Source organism: Paenibacillus sp. FSL H7-0942, assembly GCF_045040715.1.
GTDB lineage: Bacteria > Bacillota > Bacilli > Paenibacillales > Paenibacillaceae > Paenibacillus > Paenibacillus amylolyticus.
The window spans coordinates 2,739,990-2,757,767 of the sequence record NZ_CP150279.1 but is presented as its reverse complement, the minus strand read 5'-3'; the positions used below and the strand labels follow the sequence as shown (position 1 = coordinate 2,757,767).

Genomic DNA, 17,778 nt, shown 5'->3' with positions numbered 1-17,778 from the left:
ATGAACATTGAACAGGAAATGACTTATTTTGACACCATTAGGGTCGGATCAAGATATATTTCATGTTTTTCACGACAAAAACAACGACCTCGGACTCATTTCAACTCCAATATTACTTGTTACTATAATAGAGAATAAAATACATTTATTGGAGGTTTTAAGTATGAAAAGGAAGTTTTTGATGAGCATCATGTTGTTCTCAGCGATTGCGATGTTTGGCAGTACCATCTATGCGGCAACCTTTCTAACCTACGGTTACCCCAGCACCACCATTCCCATTCGTACGTATAATTACGCCGCCGCATGGCAGACTCCCATGGACACTTCCCTTACCAACTGGAACAATGCAGGTGCCAAAGTTAAATTCACCAAAACAAGTAACTCCCCAAACACCATCACCGCAGGAAACTTCAATAATACAGCATATGGTGTCAACTACGCCTCCGTATCCGGCAGTCAAGTCGTAAGCTTCCGCATCGAACTCAATGCATCCACAATCACCCCTGACGCGACCAACTTATCCAACTTCATTCAAAGCGTATTTGTCCACGAACTCGGACACTCCATCTGGCTCGGTGACAACCCGACAACAAGTAGTCCTTCCATTATGTCTTACTCCCGTAACCGCAATTCCATGACCCAACCCCAAACTTTTGATATCAATAACGTAAAATCCAAGTACTAATCCGCTACGAACTTATCCCAAAAATCCAAGGAGGATTCCTGTCCATGAACAAAAATCGAGTATTAACGCTGCTTCTCTCTTCCATTTTCATTTTATCTGCTGTTGGATGTTCTTCTGTTACACCTACCGCGTCCCCATCCGATGCACCCATGACCATTATTGCTTCTGAAGATTACCCGAGTTATGGCAGCATTGGCGACCTGTCCGAGAGAGCAAATGCCATTGTAAAAGGTAGTGTTGTTGAGACTCGTGTGGAAGCTTTAAACGATATTGTACAAGTTACTGATGCTGCCAATGAAAACGAGTTAAACCCTGCGTCCGATCCGGGCGGAGAGCCAGCTTCTTTTGACAAAATCTATACGATCCACACGATTCAGGTCGCTGAATCCTATAAAGGCGGTTACACTGCCGGGGAAAAACTTGAAGTGAAGCAACTTGGCGGACAACTTGGCAACACCGAGATTATTAATGATGACAACCTCAAGCTGATTCCTACCAAAGACTATGTACTCTTCCTGGAAACGTATGAAGACACCCCTGCCAGCCTGCTCAACTCCGTTCAAAGTCTCTACGTGATCAAACCTGCCGCCAAGTCGAATCAGCCAGGTCAGCAACAATCACAGTCAGAAGTCATTGTGAGCGCAAACCCCGAGAATGACCTCACACTGCAACTGGAGGATCTGCAAGAAATTCAGAACGAACAAAAGAGCGAATAAACTCTTATACGGTAATCACACCACACTGTTATTTCATCTCCGTACAGGCAGCTAATCCCCTCTACTGTTCAGTCCTACATAAGAAAATGAAAACCGTGCTGCTCAGCAAACTGGGCGGCACGGTTTTTTGAAGTTCCTTATTTAGACGGTGTATTAAGTCCAATAATCCATTCAGCCAGATCCTGTGTCTGTTTCAACAAGGCAATAGGGTCACGGAACCAGGATTGTTCTTCCGTCCATATGTACACTTTTCCATTTTTGATAGCAGGCAATGAACCCCAGATCGGATCTGCCTGAAGGTCTTTCAACTGAGACTTGCTGGTTAGCACAATGTAATCTCCAGCGTATTTGGAGAGCAGTTCTATGGAGAATTCATGATAGGCGCCCTGCATCAACTCGGATGGAATGTTCTTTGGTGCTTGCAAACCAAGCAATTCGTAGATGTTACGCCCTCCCCGGCCCGACTGATTGCCAAAAATGAAGACTTGGCGATCATATTCCTGCATAACGGAGAATGTAGCATCAGCTGGAACAACACTCTGCACCTCCTGCTTGATTTTGGCAATCTCCTCATCAAAATCAGCCAGCCACTTCTCTGCTTCCGCTTCTTTGCCAAGGACTTTACCGAAATAGTTCACTTCGTCCTTGAGTGTCGGAAAAGTGATGGATGCGATCGAAACGGTCGGAGCAATCTTGCTATATTTCTCATAAGCCGCCTTGTCCGGATTCAATGTAATAATAAGATCAGGTTCCAGCTCCATCAATTGTTCAACGGAATCCCCTATCGTTTCAAGACCATCCATGTGACCTTCCAGATAAGGACTGTTCATCAGAAATTGGCCTCCACCAATCGGTTTGACACCAAGAGCAAGCACCGTTCCCAGATAATCTATGGCAGCAACTCGCTCGGGATGTGCAGGAATCTCTACCTCACCAAAGGTCGTATTTACCATTTGGGTTTCCACGACTGCCGGTTGTTCGGGTTCAGCCGCAACTTCGGATGTTTCTGCCCCCTGCTGGGCTGTTCCACAAGCACTCAATGTGAGTACAAGCGCAAGCGACATGATCGCTGATTTAAAATGGTTAAACATGTTGATTTCCTCATCTCCCTTATATTGATAATGATTATCATCATCAACTAAAGGATAACGTTCATCCCCTCCTGTTACAATGGATTCATTTGTTGCATTTAATGTACTTTTTGAAACTAATTTCGAGTTTTCCTGCTGCTTCAACCGATATTGCCCCGGTGTTATACCGATCTCTTTTTTGAATATACGATTGAAATAAAACGGGTCCATATAACCCACATACGCAGCAATCTCCTGTAATGAAGCTTCTGTGGACGCAAGCAGACTCCTTGCCTCACCCATTCGTAACCGAATCACATATTCTGTCGGTGTACATCCCGTCTGTTCCTTGAATTTGCGTGATACATATTGCGGACTGTAACTCAAGGACTGGGCAAGCGAATCAAGTGAGATGGATTCCCGGTAATGAGCTTTGATATATCGCAAAACCTGATCGGTAAGCGAAGGCTGTTGAACTTCGTTAGACATGCGACTCCGCTGTAACAAGACAAGCTGTACCAGTTGAAAAAAATACACTTTGACCTGAATTTTGCCCACTCGCTCCTGCCCTGACCAGCATTCATGTATATTCCGCACAAGCTCACGCAGCTCAAGTGTATGATCCGGCACTGTCGCCCAAGACTCTTCAAACGGATTACGCTGGTTCAACATCATTCGGTACTCCACAAGCACATTGGAGGGCAAGGTTGATTTGTACAAAATCAGATGTACCTCCATAACCCCTGTCGCTTCAAGTGTTAGACGTCTTCCTTTTCCCCCATGCAGCAACAAGAACTGGTTTGTAGTCCATACCTCTTCATCAAGCCAGACCTGCCCCCTGCCTTGAACATACACAAATGCACTCGTCGGTAACACATAATTGCGTATGAACTCGTGTGTTGCGAGTGATATAAGACGCACATCAAGCACGCGAACCTGAACCTGATCCCACAGCTTGATGTCATTCTGAATTCCCATATAAACTCCCTCTCCTAAGCGATCAAACACACACAATACCTTGGCATTGTGACTAAAAACCCACCTATAATTGATAATGATTATCAATTATAACAATGATGCAACCATCTTTGAAGCCTACCTTCGTTTTTGTTAGATGCCGCAAAATAAAAAACGGTCGAAATCCCTCATAGAGAGATCTCAACCATTCTAAAATTATGGCCTTATTATGTTTTGATAAAGTCAGCTGCCCTTCTCTACTCGACAAAAGACAATAAATATCCGTATCGTTCTTCCTCCATCTTGTCTAGCGGAATAAAGCGGATCGATGCACTGTTAATGCAGTAACGTTTGCCACCACGATCTTCGGGACCATCATCGAACACATGACCGAGGTGGATGTCACCTGCCCGGCTTCGTACCTCCGTGCGTTCCATCCCAAAGCTCGTATCCGTTGTATAGGTAACAACCTCAGGTACAATCGGCTTTGTAAAACTCGGCCACCCGCAACCGGAATCGTACTTATCCCGGCTGGTGAATAACGGCTCTCCCGTTGCAATATCCACATACAGACCGGGCTCCTCATTATCCCAGTATTCGTTACTGAACGCATGCTCCGTATCATTGTTTACCGTAACCGCATACTGTTCATCTGTTAAACGTTCCTTTAATTGTTCATCTGTTGGACGTGGATATTGAGCGGGATCAATTCCAATCTCCAGGTCATCCAAGACAGTCATATCAATGTGACAATATCCGTTCGGATTTTTTTCCAAATAATCCTGATGGTACTCCTCCGCCAAATAATAATTCTGCAGAGGCATTACTTCCGTTACAATGGGTTGGTCATATTTTTCTTGCTCTGCCTCTACAGCCTGCTCGATAATTTTGGCATCTTCAGGCAACGCATAATATATGCCAGTCCGATACTGAACTCCACGATCATTGCCCTGCTTATTCAAGCTGGTAGGATCAATAACTCGAAAATAAGATTCAAGCAATTTCTGCAAAGATACTTGCTGCGGATCATATTTTACATGAACAGTCTCCGCAAACCCCTGGTCCCCGCGTATAACATCCTCATAGGTTGGATTCTTTCCTTCACCGTTGGCATAACCGGAAGTCACATCCTGAACCCCTGGAATACGAGCCATATATGCCTCCACACCCCAGAAGCAGCCACCTGCCAAGTACAGGTTACTCAGGTTTTCCACAGAGACACTCGATGCCTTGACAGGTTGAGTGGATATCGAAGATGAAGCTGAATGGCTCTCACCCCTGTTTCCACAAGCAGACACAACTATCGCTATAACAAGGAGGCACAGGCCCAGCAGCGTCCTTTTCATGACACTTCCTCCCTTCTCACAAAATCTCTTGTAATGATTCCATGATCTGTTCATTGGATGCATGCCCTGGCTGCGATTTCGTTAAAATACCATCAGAGCCAATATAAAAGGAACTAGGATATGCTCTTACACCAAATTTCTTGGCCCATACACCTTTCTCATCCAAAAGAACAGTTATGTTATCATACGGCTGTTGGTCAAACCATTCGGTAAACGCTTGGGAGGATTTCTCTCCTTTGTAGTCTGGCGTCACAATCGTAATGACTTGAAAATCATTGTTTTGACCAGCCAAATTGTTCAGGTCTTCCAAACCCGCAAGGCAGATGGAACACCAGGAAGCCCAGTATTTCACATACACTTTCTTGCCTTGAACATCAGAAAGTCCAACCGTGTTTCCTTTCAGATCACGCAATGAAAATTCAGGAGCCGTCTCTCCCTTGTTCATCATGGTTGACGAACTCATATCGGATGTTGATGCTGGGGTTGATGTTGACCCCATTTGTTTTGATTCAGTTTGCTGTGATCCACATGCGCTCAAGATCAACAGGGTTCCAGCAAATACGATTACAGATACCATCCATTTCCGTGCCATCTTCATACCAAATTCCTCCAATGATTATTGAAACCAGGTCACCAAGCTGTTTAGCCGGTCTGTCATTAACAAGAGTCCCATGACAATAAGAATACAGCCGGAAGTTATTTTGATGACACCCATGTACCTGTATAAACGACGTATCCGCTTCATAACATATTCCGAAAAAACAGACAGAATCAGAAAAGGAATCGCTAATCCAAGGGTATACAGGAACATGAGAAACCCGCCATACAGTGGCGAGCCTTCTCCTGCGGCGATACCAAGAATGGCCGCCAGCACAGGCCCGATACAAGGCGTCCAGCCAAAACTAAACGTCAGACCCAACAGGAACGCTCCGACATACCCTCCTCGTTTGGCTTGATCGTTTGACAGCTTTCTCTCCCGTTCCAGCCAGGATAGTCGGATCAACCCGGTTTGATAAATCCCAAAAAGCACCACGATGGCTCCGCAGATCGCAATAAACTCAGGACTTGAGATCAAATTACCAACGATGCCGGAACCAAAACCAAGTAAAACAAATACCAGGGACAGCCCAAGAACAAATAAAAATGTCCGCAAAACAAGTGTGGACCGCAACCGAACCGAATTAGAGTCAGGCTGCTGCTGATTCGTACCGTTGACCATGCTTCCGGATAGATAAGACACATATACCGGGAGCAGCGGCAGAATACATGGCGCAAAAAACGATAACAATCCTGCACCAAAAACGCCGAAAAGGAAAACTAAATCACTGGTCAAGTCATTCACCACCTGAATAAATACTGTGTTTGATTAACCAAGGTTAACGACTGACGTAGATCGGAAGCGTGAACCAGAAGCAGCTTCCTTCTCCTTTTGTACTCTGAACCCCGATCTCGCCACCATGGAGTTCCACAATTGATTGAGCGATGGCAAGCCCAAGCCCGGCCCCACCATTGCTCTTGCTACGTGATTTGTCAATTCGATAAAAACGTTCAAATATACGCGAAGTCTCCTCCGCTTCAATGCCTTCCCCTTCATCCGTAACTGAAATTCGTATAAACGGCCCCTTTTCGTCGGCAGCCAGAATGATTTTTCCTTCAACAGGAGAGTATTGAATGGCATTTTGCAGCAAATTGGAAAGGACCCGCTTCATTTGTGCAGGCATCATGACCGCGGCTGGTAATTTATCGGGCAAATCGATTTCAACGTTCAGCGTTTTCTCGGCGAGATGAAACGAAAAACTCTCCAACGTACTGAGCAGCAACTCATCAACGTGACAAGGCTGAGGGTCAAATACCTCCCCTTGCGCTTCCAGGCTGGATAATTCAAACAAGTCTTGAATAAGCCCTCCCAAACGCTTCGTCTCAAGTCGTATCGTGTTCAGGTAACGTTGAAAGGTTTCTTTATCCTTAATGACATCATCCTCCAACGCTTCGACGAATGACTGAATGGATGCCAAGGGAGTTCGTAAATCATGGGATACATTGGCGATCAACTCTCGTCTCGCGGTTTCTGAGTGATGCAGATGATCAAAGCTTTCCTTCAGCTTGGAACTCATTTCATTAAATTGCTGTGCCAGGAGCTTAAATTCCTGCGTACCGATGAGAGGGACTTCCGTATGGAAATCCCCTTCGGCAATTCGTATTGTCTGCTGTGTAATTCGCGCAATTGATTTCTCCAATGGCTTAGTCAGCAAATATTGAAGAATAAACGAAAGTAAGCCTACCCCTGCCGTTATAGCCGATAACCAATACAATTGTTCGATCGTAAGCAGCATTTTGGAATAACTGATGAACAAACAAATTAATAATACGCCAATGCCCGTGAGACTGGACAACACCAAGTATGTGCGAAGTTTCATGAACTACCACCCGCAAACTTGTATCCTATGCCCCAAACTGTTTTAATATATTTTGGATCAGAAGGATTCTGTTCGATCTTCTCTCGTAATCTCCGAACATGTACAGTCACCGTTGTTGTATCTCCCTCATAGCTAAAATCCCAAATCTTGCTTAACATCTGGTTACGGGAGAACACCTGACCCGGGTGACTTGCCAGCAAATACAACATCTCAAACTCTGTAACGGTCAATTCAATTACCTGCCCGCTGATATGCACTTCACGCTTGGTAAAATCAATGGTAAGCCCTTCATAATTGATCGTATATTCAGATGTTGTAACAGGTGATGCCTGCGCAATTCGCATTCTCCGCAGGATTGCCTTCACACGCAAAACAAGTTCTCTCGGACTGAATGGTTTGGTCAGATAATCATCCGCCCCCATCGTCAGTCCCATCAGACGGTCCTGCTCCTCCCCCCGGGCCGTCAGCATTACAATGGGCACATCCTCAGTTTGCCGAATCTCGTTGCAAACTTCCCAACCATTCTTATGTGGCATCATCAGGTCGAGCACAATCAAGCTTGGCGTTTGGCTGTGCCACAGCTCAATAGCCTCCAAACCGTCCTTAGCCGTCACGACAAGATAACCTTCCCGTTCCAGATACCTGCGACAAACGTCCGTAATATTTGTATCATCATCGGCAACCAGTACACATTCATTCAAACGAACCCACCCCATATTCCAGAAAATACATTTGAGCCAATCATATCATATGGTGATGGCGATGCTTAGCCCTTAAATTACTTCATTCCCATGGCTGGCATCATGTATTGTTTAATTACTGACTCAGCCGCATACGTATTCCCATCATGGATGACAGGCATCGATTTCAAGTTAACTTGCATACCGTCTACCATGATTTTTTTCGATCCAATCCACAATTTAATCGTTTTCCCCGCAGGCATCATCGTTTCTTCCATCATTTTGTCATCTTCCATCATTTTGTCATCTTTCATCTTCATGTCGTCTTCCATCATGTTGTCGTCTTTCATCTTCATGTCGTCCATTTTGCCCATATACATCAAAGTTACAGATCTGTCCTTGCTGTCCCACATAATGCTGTAATCATACATTTTCGCCGCCTGTCTCAATTGAACAAGCTCCATGCCATCCTTTTTAATCGTTTTCATATCTGCAGCACTTGCCAATCCAGAAAAGGCCATAGACATCATCAATACCGCTGCTACCATCGCTTTTTTGCTCTTATTTGTTTTCATCATTCTTATCACTCTCCATTCGTTTATTACTTACATGGATTACAATAAGCAAGACAGCTTACGATTCTCTAAGCGAAGTATTACGAAACCATTACGATATATAAATGGGGTCAGGTTTCAATAAAAAAACGGTTGAAATCTCTCTTCCGAGAGACTCCAACCGTTTCTTCTAGGTCAAACGAATAAAATCAATCATGGATCGAACCTCGATCGGTCCCGGATTTGATATCACATCATTAGACTGCAATCCCTCTCTGGAAGTGAACTGCACCTTCACCGGAATGCCAGGAATCAAGTCGAAGAAGTTATCTGAGAAGACACCCTCCACATCCGAAGATAGCCATACCTGTTTAGTAAGCACGTCACTTTCCAGTACCAGATGAACGCCGTTCTCATCCGCTCCTCCGCTTACATTGATGTTTGCAGGCTGCAGAGCAAGGTCTTTGGACGGTACAAAATAGTGTTCCTGTACGATATTCGCAGCACCTTCCTGTTTCAGATCCAGGCGCAGCAGCGTGTTAGCTGTATCATGACCTTCAAGCCATTCCACGTTACGTAATGACAGCACTCGATCACCTGTATTAGGTGCCAAGGTCACGTCATGTGTTTCATCACGATGCACCGTTCCATCGAACCCGAGCAAACGAATCTGTAACTGCCCTTTAACAGGTTGTAATTGATCCGAGATGATATATATATCTGTTGTATCTTCTTTTGTTCCATCTACCGATACCAACACATCGCTGAAGCTGCGTTTCGCATAATATTGCAATGCTTTCCAACGACCAAGGTAGTCCATACCTGCCCATGAAGCCACCGGCCAGCAGTCATTCATTTGCCAGTAAAGTGTGCCCATACAGAATGGTTTGCGGCGACGGTGCGCTTCAATGGCTGTCTTCATTGCTTCCGCCTGAAGCACCTGGCTCATATACAGGAACGATGGGAAGTCCTTCGATTCATGCATGTACATATCCATGTACTGTTTGATCAGACGATTACCTGCCCCATTCTTTTGATGAGCCAGCATGACTTCCGACTCCAGAGCCAGATCCTCTTCTTCTGCGTAAGTGCGTACTGACTTGTACTCCGGGAAAGACTGGAATCCGTATTCACTCATGAAACGACCCACATGCACGTTGTAGTTCTCGAATGGTTCTACATTGTGCCACACGCCCCAGTAGTGGATATCCCCTTCAGCTGTGGATGGGTGCGCATGCTGCGTCTCATCCCCTGTCAGTGATACCAGTGGTGAGGAAGGCCAGTAATCCACACCTGGCGCATATGCTTCAACGACTTCTGGCAGCAAATCATGGAAGATGGCTTCGTAATCGGCCCAGATACTTTCACGCTGCTCGGCAGTAAATTCCTTTTTCCAACCCCAGCCACCATTCTCAACATAGTGAGCCCAAGCCGAATCAATCTCGTTGTTCCCACACCAGAGAGCAATACTTGGATGGTTGCGCAGACGTTTCACATTATCAATCGCCTCATGTCTCACACTGTTCAGGAACGCTTCATCTCCTGGATACATGCTGCATGCAAACATGAAGTCTTGCCATACCAGGATTCCGTATTCATCACACAGTTCGTAGAACACATCCTGCTCATAGATTCCGCCACCCCACACGCGTAGCATATTCATATTAGACTCGGCTGCGGATACGATCTCATGACGATAACGTTCACGAGTAATTTCAGTGATGAAGCTATCATTTGGAATGTGATTGGCCCCTTTGGCAAAGACCGCAACACCATTTAGTTCAAAGTAAAAGGATGCTCCTGCTTCATCTTTGTCACGTACCAGCCGAATGGAACGAAGCCCCGTCTTCACTGTAGATTCAGCCACAGCTCGCTCACCTTGAAGCACTTCGGTAAGGAAGGTGTACATATGCGGATCACCAAGCCCACGGCTCCACCACAGTTTCGGTTCATCAATAGAGATTGGAATCTCCACAGTCTGAGTTCCGGGTTGTAGTGATACGGATCTTTCCCATCTCTGTCCATATGCGCCGATACGAATAATCGTATCTACCGCTTGTGATGTCTCGACTTCCACAACAGCAGTTAATGAAGCTGAGGTAGCGCTTACTTCATTTTGCTGGATATACACATCATTGATTCGTACCTGTGTCCAGCCTTCAAGACGTGCTTCACGCCAGATCCCACTGGTTACAAAACGCGGACCCCAGTCCCAACCATAGTGATACGGGGCTTTACGTGCAAAAATACTTACTCTCTTGTCGCCAAGTCCACCAACATCGGACTGATCATTCGATGCCGGTAATGCATATCCGAGCTTCTCTAGCTTCGGCAGATCTTCCTGAATTGGTGACCGAAAACGTATTCGGAGAATGTTGCTTTTCCCCTTCAATACAGACTTTACATCTGCCTTCCATACCCGGAACATATTATCTGCTGATAACACATGCACCTCATTCACATACACATCAGCATATGTATCCAGACCATCAAACACCAGTTCCAGATGTTCCTGCGAGAACAACGTTTCGGCAACGTCAAATTCCGTCTGATATTCCCAATCTATCTTATCAATCCATTGTACTTCCTTCTCGTTTGTTCCATAAAAAGGATCTGGAATCTTGCCCAGCTTCAGCAAATCTGTATGCACACAGCCGGGCACCTGAGCCGGCATCCACTCTTGATCTTCGCAAGCCTTGAACGTCCAATTCTGAAAAACATGTGATTGTATTGTGCTCATGACAGCCTCCATTGTTGTTAGAGTTGGTAAACATTATTTTGTTAGGTTTTGTTATTATAAAAACAAATAACTTACAAAACAAAATTAACACGATATGCTTCTTATAGTCAATCTGTTTTGTGATTTAATTTGTTAAATAGTTTCTGCATAACAAAAAGACATGAAGCTCTAACCTCTCCATGTCTTTCACCTGATTTCATTTACATGTATGATCATTGTTAAAATGAGCCCGTAAATTCATATCCCATTACAGTATACTGGCGTTATATTCATCACGAATAATTAATTCCGAATAGATCAGCTTGCGTTCATAAGGTTCATCCAGGTGTTTGATCCGCCACAATAGCTGGTCTACTGCTCTTGTTCCCAGATTCTCTTTGTTAATATGTACCGAAGCAAGAATGGGTTCATCCGTCTGCGTATTGTCAAATCCGGTTACGGCACAACGTTCGGGCACCTGAATGCCTCGACTTTGGAGTGCCTGAATGACAATAACAGCTGTATGGTCATTTGCACACACGATAACTTCAGGGATATCCTCCAGCTCCATTTCAGCAATGGATCTCCGGATCTGATCATACTCTGGTCCCAGCAAGCCGTCTTGCTGTTCCCCCTCCAACTGTTTCTCTTCCAGCACCATACGATATCCAAGCCAGCGTTCTCTAAAACTTGCTGCATCGGGCAGTTGCCCGGCAAACTGGAACCTTCTATACCCTTTACCAACGAGCATGAGAACCAGTTCTTTCATACATTTCATATTGTCCGTAAAAACCGAGTCTGCGTATATGGCAGGGTCTTCATGATCCACCATGACAAGCGGAATACGCAGTCTGTAAATCTCCAGCAATACCGATGTCGAGATGGTGCCCACGGTAATGACTCCGCTGATCGCTTCGGGATTAAGGACCGAGAACATTCGATCTGAAGAGGGTTCTGTCAGCGTTAAAATATCCATCCCCTTCTCATTCAACCTCTCAGAAATGCCATCAAACACTGGCCCCCAGTATAAGGAAGCTCGATTCTGAGAACGAATGTTGGGAAACAAAATCAATATGGTGCCTTGTCGCTCCGCTTCTGGCTTCATCTCCGTTGATATCTGTGTCTCCCCCGGATAACGCTTAGGCTCAGTTCTGAAATACCCGAGCTGCCCCGCTGTTCTGACAATCATCTCGCGTGTATGCTCGCTCACACCAGGCTTGCCCGTCAGCGCACGGGAGACTGCGAATTTGGATACCCCCGCAGCATCCGCAATTTGCTGCATCGTTACTCTTTTGGCCATCCTACTCACCCGTTTTTCCTAATTTTCCATTCAGTGTAGCATAAAAAACAAAAATCAACAAAACAAGGTTATGTTATTCTGTTTTTGTTAGGTAGTAGTTTATCTGTTTCACAAGGTGTGCGACATAACCAAAAAAGGCCCTCTCCCCACCTTCCATAGAAGATGACGAAAGGACCCTTTGTCCGCCAATTATACGCCTGGTGCTCCCTGATCGCCGAGTTCCGACTGTAAAACCGGGCGTTTTCTGCGCCAGAAGATAGGCTGTGGAAGTTTGATCTCTGTGATCAGAACACCAATCAACATCAGGGTTGCTCCCGCATACCCTTGCAACGTTAGCGATTCCCCTTGAAAGGTAAATGCAAAGGCTGCTGCAAACAGTGGTTCGAGTGAAAAAATCAGACTTGTTCTTGTGGGAGAGGCATGACGCTGCGCGAGTGTCTGCAGAATATACCCCAAGCCGCTACACAAAACACCTAAGCCAAGAATGGCTGCCCAGGATTCAGCCGTATCGGGCATACGTGGCGTTTCCAGCATAAATGTAGCTGCAATTCCCCACATCGCTGCAACACCTAATTGAACTGTCCCTAATGTTAACGGATCATGCTTCGGTGTGAACTTGCCAGCAATCATGATATAGATGGCATACACAAGTGCTGCTAGTATGCACAGAATATCTCCCATGTGCAGACTAAGCTGATGCTGAAGCGTCAACAAGCCAAGCCCGGTAACTGCAACCAGGATACTGAGTGTCAATCGTTTATCCGGCATACGACGATGCTGGATCGTCGTCAGGATCGGTACAAAAATAACGGCCAAACTTATCAGGAATCCCGCTTGGGATGTCGTTGTTCGTTGCACACCATAGGTGATAAATACAAATGCAGCGAATAAAGCTGTCCCCATAATAGCGCCTGCCACAAGTGTTCTGCGATCCATGTTAAACAACCGCCGATGAAAAAGAAGTCCTGCGGCAATAAAGGCAATTCCAAAACGAAATGCGACCAGATTCAATTCTTGCATGGACTCCAGACCCGATTTCATAAACAGATAGGAAGATCCCCATATAACCGTTGCGAGCAGCATCTGTATGTCCGCTCTTCTTGTTGTCTGACCTTGATTAACCTGTACACCATTCATCTTGCTTCAACCTTCATTCTATGTATTCTGAGCTGTGTGATCGTGCGTCAAACTAACTCGCCTTGGCAAGTATAAACGATCTCTTTGCATTATAAAAATGAATATTTATAATATATTATATGAAATAAATTCATGCATCAAAAATGGAAAGGAACGGAACCATTCATGTCACTGATCAAATACGAAATATTAAATACTGTTGTGGAATATGGCAGTCTCACCAAAGCGGCAGAAGCGTTGAACATCACCCAATCCGCAGTCAGCCATGCCATCGCCAGTCTGGAGACAGAATGTGGTTTTTCCCTGCTCCATCGCAGCCGCTCCGGTGTGCGGGTTACCGCTGAAGGGGAACGCATTCTGGGATACACACGTGAGATTCTGCGCTGGACGGAACTGATGAACCAGGAAATCTCCCTCATTCGCGGCGCGGAGATTGGTACGGTGCGTATTGGTACCTTCGCAAGTGTCTCCACACAATGGTTGCCGGGTATCCTGAAACAATTCCGCCTGCGTCATCCCGGAATTGAGATTAAGCTGTGGGAAGGCGATTATGCTGAGATTGAGGGCTGGCTAGCTGGAGGTGCCATCGATCTCGGATTTCTATCCCTCGGCGATTCATCACCTTTTGAGACGATCCCATTACAAAAAGACAGGATGATGTGCATCCTGCCTCTGGATCATCCTCTCGCCTCAGAGGAGTCTGTTTCGTTTGATGTTTTACTGGAACAACCCTTTATTCTGCCCAAGTGGGGTGGAGATAACGAGATTGAACGACTGATCCGGCAGCATGCGGCCAAGCTCAATGTCGCCTATGAAGTAGCCGAGGATCAAGCCATTATGGCGATGGTCCGTAATGGCCTCGGTATCAGCCTGCTTCCGAAAATGGTTCTTCAAAATCATACCGATTCACTCGCGCTCGTGCCACTCTCTGGAGATCCTTATCGTACAATTGGCATGGCCTGCCCATCTTTGGGCAATCTATCGCCCGCTACGCGGCGTTTCATTGAAGAGGTGCAACAGTGGCTTGGCTCGGCTCTGTAAATTTGGAGAACTCACTTCCTCTGTCGTTAAGATCGATTTCTCCTATCCGTTACTCACAAATTGGATAACTGCGAGGGTCAGCAACAGTACAAATATAACAGCAATCGTGATGCCAAAACCAATTAGGAAGCGCATGCCAGGTGAGCGTTTGTTCTGCTGGTTATGTCCCAGGCTATCCAGCTTTTTATCAATTTGATCCAACCTTTCATTTACCTGTTTCAGATCTTGATTGGAGTTCATTCATCCATCTCTCCCTTTTCTGTGTATTCGATCTATTCCCACACCCGATCGAGCTGATCTGCGTAGTAACGGATGGCTCTGTTATAGTCATTGATTCTCTTGTCACTTGATGTGTCCGCAAGTTGCACGAGCAGTCGTTGCATCGCTTCTGCATGTTCACCCAGATTGTAGAGCACCATGGCATAGAAAACCTCAAATTCCCGGTACGTCGGGAATTCTTTCATCCCCTTTTCAAACCAAACCTTTGCCTGCTCATACTGTCCAAGCGTTCGATATGTGCTGCCCAACCCGAGTATCGCCCCTGCTCTGTCCTCATCAGAAAGACCAAGACTTAGTGCCTTCTCATAATGCGGGACAGCTTCCCGCTCCAATCCAAGCGAATCATGTGCCCAAGCCAGCTGATACCAGACATTCGCATTCTCGGGTTCCTTGACTGTAATCTCTTGCAAAAGTTCAATCGCTTCCTGCACCTTGCCTTCTTGTCTCCATTGCACGGCCTGTTCCAAATTACTCATGCTGTCACTTCCCATCTTGCATTATAATTTCCACTTATATGATTCAATTGTTTTATTATACCAAAAAAGCACCCTATAGAATATGTTGTAACAACTCAAGGTTGTCCAAACGCTATTCCATCGTGTGCTTTTTCATTCGATGCAGCCAGCTAGTTTAAGCTGAAAATCTCTCTGAAAACGATCTGTTCATCGTTTAATTATGACCATACCGTATTCGCTACCATAACAATAAATACAAGCATGAGATAGTTCACCGAGATCAGAAAGTTTACTTTTGCCCATTTCTCATCATCCTGTGTCTTCAGTCCGCTAAGTGTATGCACGAACCAGATCAATCCACCGACCAGAGATACAATCAGAAATACCAGACCTACGTAGTCGTAATAATACAACAGGAATACAGCAGGAAGCAGCAGAAAAACATAAGGAATCATCTGAAACTTGGTGCGTTTCACCCCTTTAACCACTGGCAACAACGGAAAACCCGCAGCGCGATACTCCTCCACCCGGCGAATACCCAATGACCAGAAGTGTGGTGGTTGCCACAAAAATAATAGTGCAAAAAGCAACCAGGCACCTGCATCAATCTCATTGGTTACAGCCGTATAACCGATGACAGGCGGCATCGCTCCGGCAATTCCACCGAGCGACGTGCTCCACGTTGAACTGCGTTTCAACCACATCGTGTAAATCACGATGTAAGCGAACCACCCAAGCAGTGCCATCCACCCTGATAACGGATTCACCAGGAAAAATAGTACTGCTAGTCCCACAACACCAAGGATAATGCCATAGCCAAGTACAAACCCTGGCTTCAGATGGTTAATGTAATCCATCCTTTTTTTGGTGCGCTCCATCTTTTGGTCCAATTCACGATCCCAATAATTGTTGAAAACACAAGCTGAAGCAATAACCAAAGTTGATCCAATCACGACCATGAGCAGAGATAACCAGTTGATATCCCATTTTGAAGCTACCCAGAATCCTACCGCCACCGCAAACACATTTAACCTTAGAAGTCCGGGCTTAGTTAATGCAATCATGTCTTTAAGCATGAGGCTCCTCCTGAACTATGTAAAAACGCCATTCCAATAATGATACATGTACCTACCATTAATTACAATCGCTTTCATGAATTTGTCATAACCAAAAAGCATCCCTCACCGTTCCAATGAACAGGAGGAATGCTTGATGATGAATTTCATCTTATTTTATGGGATGTATTGTTGCACAATTTTAGTAACTTTTCCGTCCTGCACCGTCAGATGATACGGGAATACGGACAGATCAAGAATACGGGTATTCTCATACAACGATTCGAACTTGGATAATGTCACGGGTTCATTCCACTGAATGTCTGCGCCCTGCATCGTACCATCCCGATCATACAACTGCATCAATACTTCAGCATTGGCACTAACCTCAACCTGCTCCTGCTCTTTGCTGTCATTGACAATATAGTAACCATCTGGAGCACCGTCTATACCTGCTTCCGGATTGCGCTGTGCAAAAATCGCATCGGCTTCTTCACCCTGATACCAGCCAATCTTGTCCACTGTCATAAACAATTTGCCGTCTTCTATATGCATACCTTCAACATAGGCTGTAAACATCTCGGAGTTTGCAACTTGAGCTTCTTTCGCAGAAGGTTGTTGAGCGTCCGTACTACCTTGAGCATTCGCAGGGGTAAGTAAATATGTAGTCAGCACAATCATGCCAAGTAAAGCAACAACTGCACCGATCATTCCTAGTTTCCATTGTTTTGTCGCGTTCTTCATAGGTAACATCTCTCCTTAATATGAACGTTACTATTCCTTAACCGGAAGTCTTGCTTCTCAAACGCTCATGTGAACTATCGATTCCAACGTTCTTTCTTTTCCTATCATACTTCGAACAGGGATTATAAAAGTATCAGCCAGATTAAAAATAGTTACAATGTGCGTCATCACTCCTGTCTGTAGTCTCCGTAAACGGCAATAACCCCTGAAGGCATCGCCATTCAGAGGTTATTAACTTACTAATCTTAATGATTGGGTGTGGAGCTTTGCGCCAAACGAACGAGCATATGAGCCAGCATGTGACGTTCATCTTCCTTGCCGACATTCCACAGCTCCTGAAGCAGTTTTTCTTCACGATTACGGGGTTCCTCCCGAGCTGCCAGATAATCCGCTACTTTCTCGGCAATTTTGGCCATCTGCTCCTCACTTAGTCCAATCGATTCTCCCATGGCAATTCGCTTACCCAGGTATTCTTTGAACGCATCAAAGTTCTGTAAAATCTGTTCTCTTTCTTCCGGCGCAATCTTCTCAATTGCATTGTCCACCTTGTCAGTTGAAACTTGGCCATCTTTATGGATTACATGATTTTCTTCATTCATTTGAATAACCTCCTGCATAATAGT

At 45.3% G+C, this 17,778-nt stretch carries 18 protein-coding genes; 3 read left to right on the top strand and 15 right to left on the bottom strand.

Annotated features, from left to right (window positions below; translation table 11 throughout):
• Positions 1-163: 163 nt before the first annotated feature.
• A complete protein-coding gene (locus MHI48_RS12605) occupies positions 164-685 on the top strand; it encodes a hypothetical protein (protein ID WP_076318667.1) in 522 nt (173 codons plus the stop codon).
• Between the two features lie 44 nt (positions 686-729).
• Complete coding sequence (locus MHI48_RS12600; protein ID WP_076327799.1) at positions 730-1,401, top strand: hypothetical protein; 672 nt, start codon at positions 730-732, stop codon at positions 1,399-1,401.
• A gap of 137 nt (positions 1,402-1,538) precedes the next feature.
• On the opposite strand, the gene MHI48_RS12595 is transcribed toward MHI48_RS12600, so the two are convergent.
• The 10 genes from MHI48_RS12595 to MHI48_RS12550 all read right to left on the bottom strand — a co-directional run bounded on the left by MHI48_RS12595 (position 1,539) and on the right by MHI48_RS12550 (position 13,581).
• Positions 1,539-3,449 (bottom strand): AraC family transcriptional regulator, encoded by a 1,911-nt coding sequence (locus MHI48_RS12595; RefSeq protein WP_076327798.1) that lies wholly within the window; start codon positions 3,447-3,449, stop codon positions 1,539-1,541.
• Positions 3,450-3,685: 236 nt separating this feature from the next.
• Positions 3,686-4,774, bottom strand: a complete 1,089-nt coding sequence (gene msrB / locus MHI48_RS12590; protein WP_076327797.1) for a peptide-methionine (R)-S-oxide reductase MsrB — start codon at positions 4,772-4,774, stop codon at positions 3,686-3,688.
• Positions 4,775-4,790: 16 nt separating this feature from the next.
• Positions 4,791-5,372 (bottom strand): redoxin family protein, encoded by a 582-nt coding sequence (locus tag MHI48_RS12585; protein ID WP_083677371.1) that lies wholly within the window; start codon positions 5,370-5,372, stop codon positions 4,791-4,793.
• 18 nt (positions 5,373-5,390) lie between these two features.
• A complete protein-coding gene (locus MHI48_RS12580; RefSeq protein ID WP_245838091.1) occupies positions 5,391-6,116 on the bottom strand; it encodes a cytochrome c biogenesis CcdA family protein in 726 nt (241 codons plus the stop codon).
• Between the two features lie 34 nt (positions 6,117-6,150).
• On the bottom strand, positions 6,151-7,191 hold the full coding sequence (locus MHI48_RS12575) for a cell wall metabolism sensor histidine kinase WalK (RefSeq protein ID WP_074094716.1): 1,041 nt from the start codon (positions 7,189-7,191) through the stop codon (positions 6,151-6,153).
• The gene (locus MHI48_RS12570) at positions 7,188-7,892 is read right to left on the bottom strand and encodes a response regulator transcription factor (protein WP_083677370.1); all 705 of its coding nucleotides are present in this window, start codon (positions 7,890-7,892) and stop codon (positions 7,188-7,190) included. The genes MHI48_RS12575 and MHI48_RS12570 overlap by 4 nt, the downstream gene beginning before the upstream one ends.
• Before the next feature lie 77 nt (positions 7,893-7,969).
• Positions 7,970-8,449 carry a hypothetical protein gene (locus MHI48_RS12565; RefSeq protein WP_405144158.1) on the bottom strand — a complete coding sequence of 160 codons (480 nt, stop codon included), beginning with the start codon at positions 8,447-8,449 and terminating at the stop codon, positions 7,970-7,972.
• A gap of 166 nt (positions 8,450-8,615) precedes the next feature.
• Entirely contained in the window at positions 8,616-11,165 is a 2,550-nt protein-coding gene (locus MHI48_RS12560; RefSeq protein WP_405144156.1) for a glycosyl hydrolase 2 galactose-binding domain-containing protein, read from the bottom strand.
• Positions 11,166-11,412: 247 nt separating this feature from the next.
• The gene (locus MHI48_RS12555; protein ID WP_100528793.1) at positions 11,413-12,444 is read right to left on the bottom strand and encodes a LacI family DNA-binding transcriptional regulator; all 1,032 of its coding nucleotides are present in this window, start codon (positions 12,442-12,444) and stop codon (positions 11,413-11,415) included.
• 189 nt (positions 12,445-12,633) lie between these two features.
• Entirely contained in the window at positions 12,634-13,581 is a 948-nt protein-coding gene (locus MHI48_RS12550; RefSeq protein ID WP_405144154.1) for a DMT family transporter, read from the bottom strand.
• Between the two features lie 132 nt (positions 13,582-13,713).
• Here MHI48_RS12550 and MHI48_RS12545 point away from each other — a divergent pair, with 132 nt between their 5' ends.
• Positions 13,714-14,622, top strand: coding sequence for a LysR family transcriptional regulator (locus tag MHI48_RS12545; RefSeq protein WP_405144152.1), 909 nt, complete (start codon positions 13,714-13,716; stop codon positions 14,620-14,622).
• 42 nt (positions 14,623-14,664) lie between these two features.
• Here MHI48_RS12545 and MHI48_RS12540 read toward each other — a convergent pair whose 3' ends face one another.
• The 5 genes from MHI48_RS12540 to MHI48_RS12520 all read right to left on the bottom strand — a co-directional run bounded on the left by MHI48_RS12540 (position 14,665) and on the right by MHI48_RS12520 (position 17,754).
• On the bottom strand, positions 14,665-14,862 hold the full coding sequence (locus MHI48_RS12540) for a hypothetical protein (RefSeq protein ID WP_405144150.1): 198 nt from the start codon (positions 14,860-14,862) through the stop codon (positions 14,665-14,667).
• A 32-nt stretch (positions 14,863-14,894) separates the two neighbouring features.
• Positions 14,895-15,377 carry a tetratricopeptide repeat protein gene (locus MHI48_RS12535; protein ID WP_405144148.1) on the bottom strand — a complete coding sequence of 161 codons (483 nt, stop codon included), beginning with the start codon at positions 15,375-15,377 and terminating at the stop codon, positions 14,895-14,897.
• Between the two features lie 197 nt (positions 15,378-15,574).
• Complete coding sequence (cyoE, locus tag MHI48_RS12530) at positions 15,575-16,432, bottom strand: heme o synthase (protein ID WP_405144146.1); 858 nt, start codon at positions 16,430-16,432, stop codon at positions 15,575-15,577.
• A 156-nt stretch (positions 16,433-16,588) separates the two neighbouring features.
• Positions 16,589-17,155 (bottom strand): hypothetical protein, encoded by a 567-nt coding sequence (locus MHI48_RS12525; protein ID WP_036609022.1) that lies wholly within the window; start codon positions 17,153-17,155, stop codon positions 16,589-16,591.
• 245 nt (positions 17,156-17,400) lie between these two features.
• A complete protein-coding gene (locus MHI48_RS12520; RefSeq protein ID WP_036609024.1) occupies positions 17,401-17,754 on the bottom strand; it encodes a DUF3243 domain-containing protein in 354 nt (117 codons plus the stop codon).
• Positions 17,755-17,778: the final 24 nt, after the last annotated feature.

Excerpts from the sequence above, each read along its gene's own strand:
- MHI48_RS12585 (WP_083677371.1), bottom strand. The coding sequence starts at position 5,372 with ATGAAGATGGCACGGAAATGGATGGTATCTGTAATCGTATTTGCTGGA.
- MHI48_RS12535 (WP_405144148.1), bottom strand. The coding sequence starts at position 15,377 with ATGAGTAATTTGGAACAGGCCGTGCAATGGAGACAAGAAGGCAAGGTG.
- MHI48_RS12560 (WP_405144156.1), bottom strand. The coding sequence starts at position 11,165 with ATGAGCACAATACAATCACATGTTTTTCAGAATTGGACGTTCAAGGCT.
- MHI48_RS12520 (WP_036609024.1), bottom strand. The coding sequence starts at position 17,754 with ATGAATGAAGAAAATCATGTAATCCATAAAGATGGCCAAGTTTCAACT.
- MHI48_RS12575 (WP_074094716.1), bottom strand. The coding sequence starts at position 7,191 with ATGAAACTTCGCACATACTTGGTGTTGTCCAGTCTCACGGGCATTGGC.
- MHI48_RS12540 (WP_405144150.1), bottom strand. The coding sequence starts at position 14,862 with ATGAACTCCAATCAAGATCTGAAACAGGTAAATGAAAGGTTGGATCAA.
- cyoE (WP_405144146.1), bottom strand. The coding sequence starts at position 16,432 with ATGCTTAAAGACATGATTGCATTAACTAAGCCCGGACTTCTAAGGTTA.
- MHI48_RS12545 (WP_405144152.1), top strand. The coding sequence starts at position 13,714 with ATGCATCAAAAATGGAAAGGAACGGAACCATTCATGTCACTGATCAAA.
- MHI48_RS12550 (WP_405144154.1), bottom strand. The coding sequence starts at position 13,581 with ATGAATGGTGTACAGGTTAATCAAGGTCAGACAACAAGAAGAGCGGAC.
- MHI48_RS12595 (WP_076327798.1), bottom strand. The coding sequence starts at position 3,449 with ATGGGAATTCAGAATGACATCAAGCTGTGGGATCAGGTTCAGGTTCGC.
- MHI48_RS12525 (WP_036609022.1), bottom strand. The coding sequence starts at position 17,155 with ATGAAGAACGCGACAAAACAATGGAAACTAGGAATGATCGGTGCAGTT.
- MHI48_RS12605 (WP_076318667.1), top strand. The coding sequence starts at position 164 with ATGAAAAGGAAGTTTTTGATGAGCATCATGTTGTTCTCAGCGATTGCG.
- MHI48_RS12565 (WP_405144158.1), bottom strand. The coding sequence starts at position 8,449 with ATGATGAAAACAAATAAGAGCAAAAAAGCGATGGTAGCAGCGGTATTG.
- MHI48_RS12600 (WP_076327799.1), top strand. The coding sequence starts at position 730 with ATGAACAAAAATCGAGTATTAACGCTGCTTCTCTCTTCCATTTTCATT.
- MHI48_RS12555 (WP_100528793.1), bottom strand. The coding sequence starts at position 12,444 with ATGGCCAAAAGAGTAACGATGCAGCAAATTGCGGATGCTGCGGGGGTA.
- msrB (WP_076327797.1), bottom strand. The coding sequence starts at position 4,774 with ATGAAAAGGACGCTGCTGGGCCTGTGCCTCCTTGTTATAGCGATAGTT.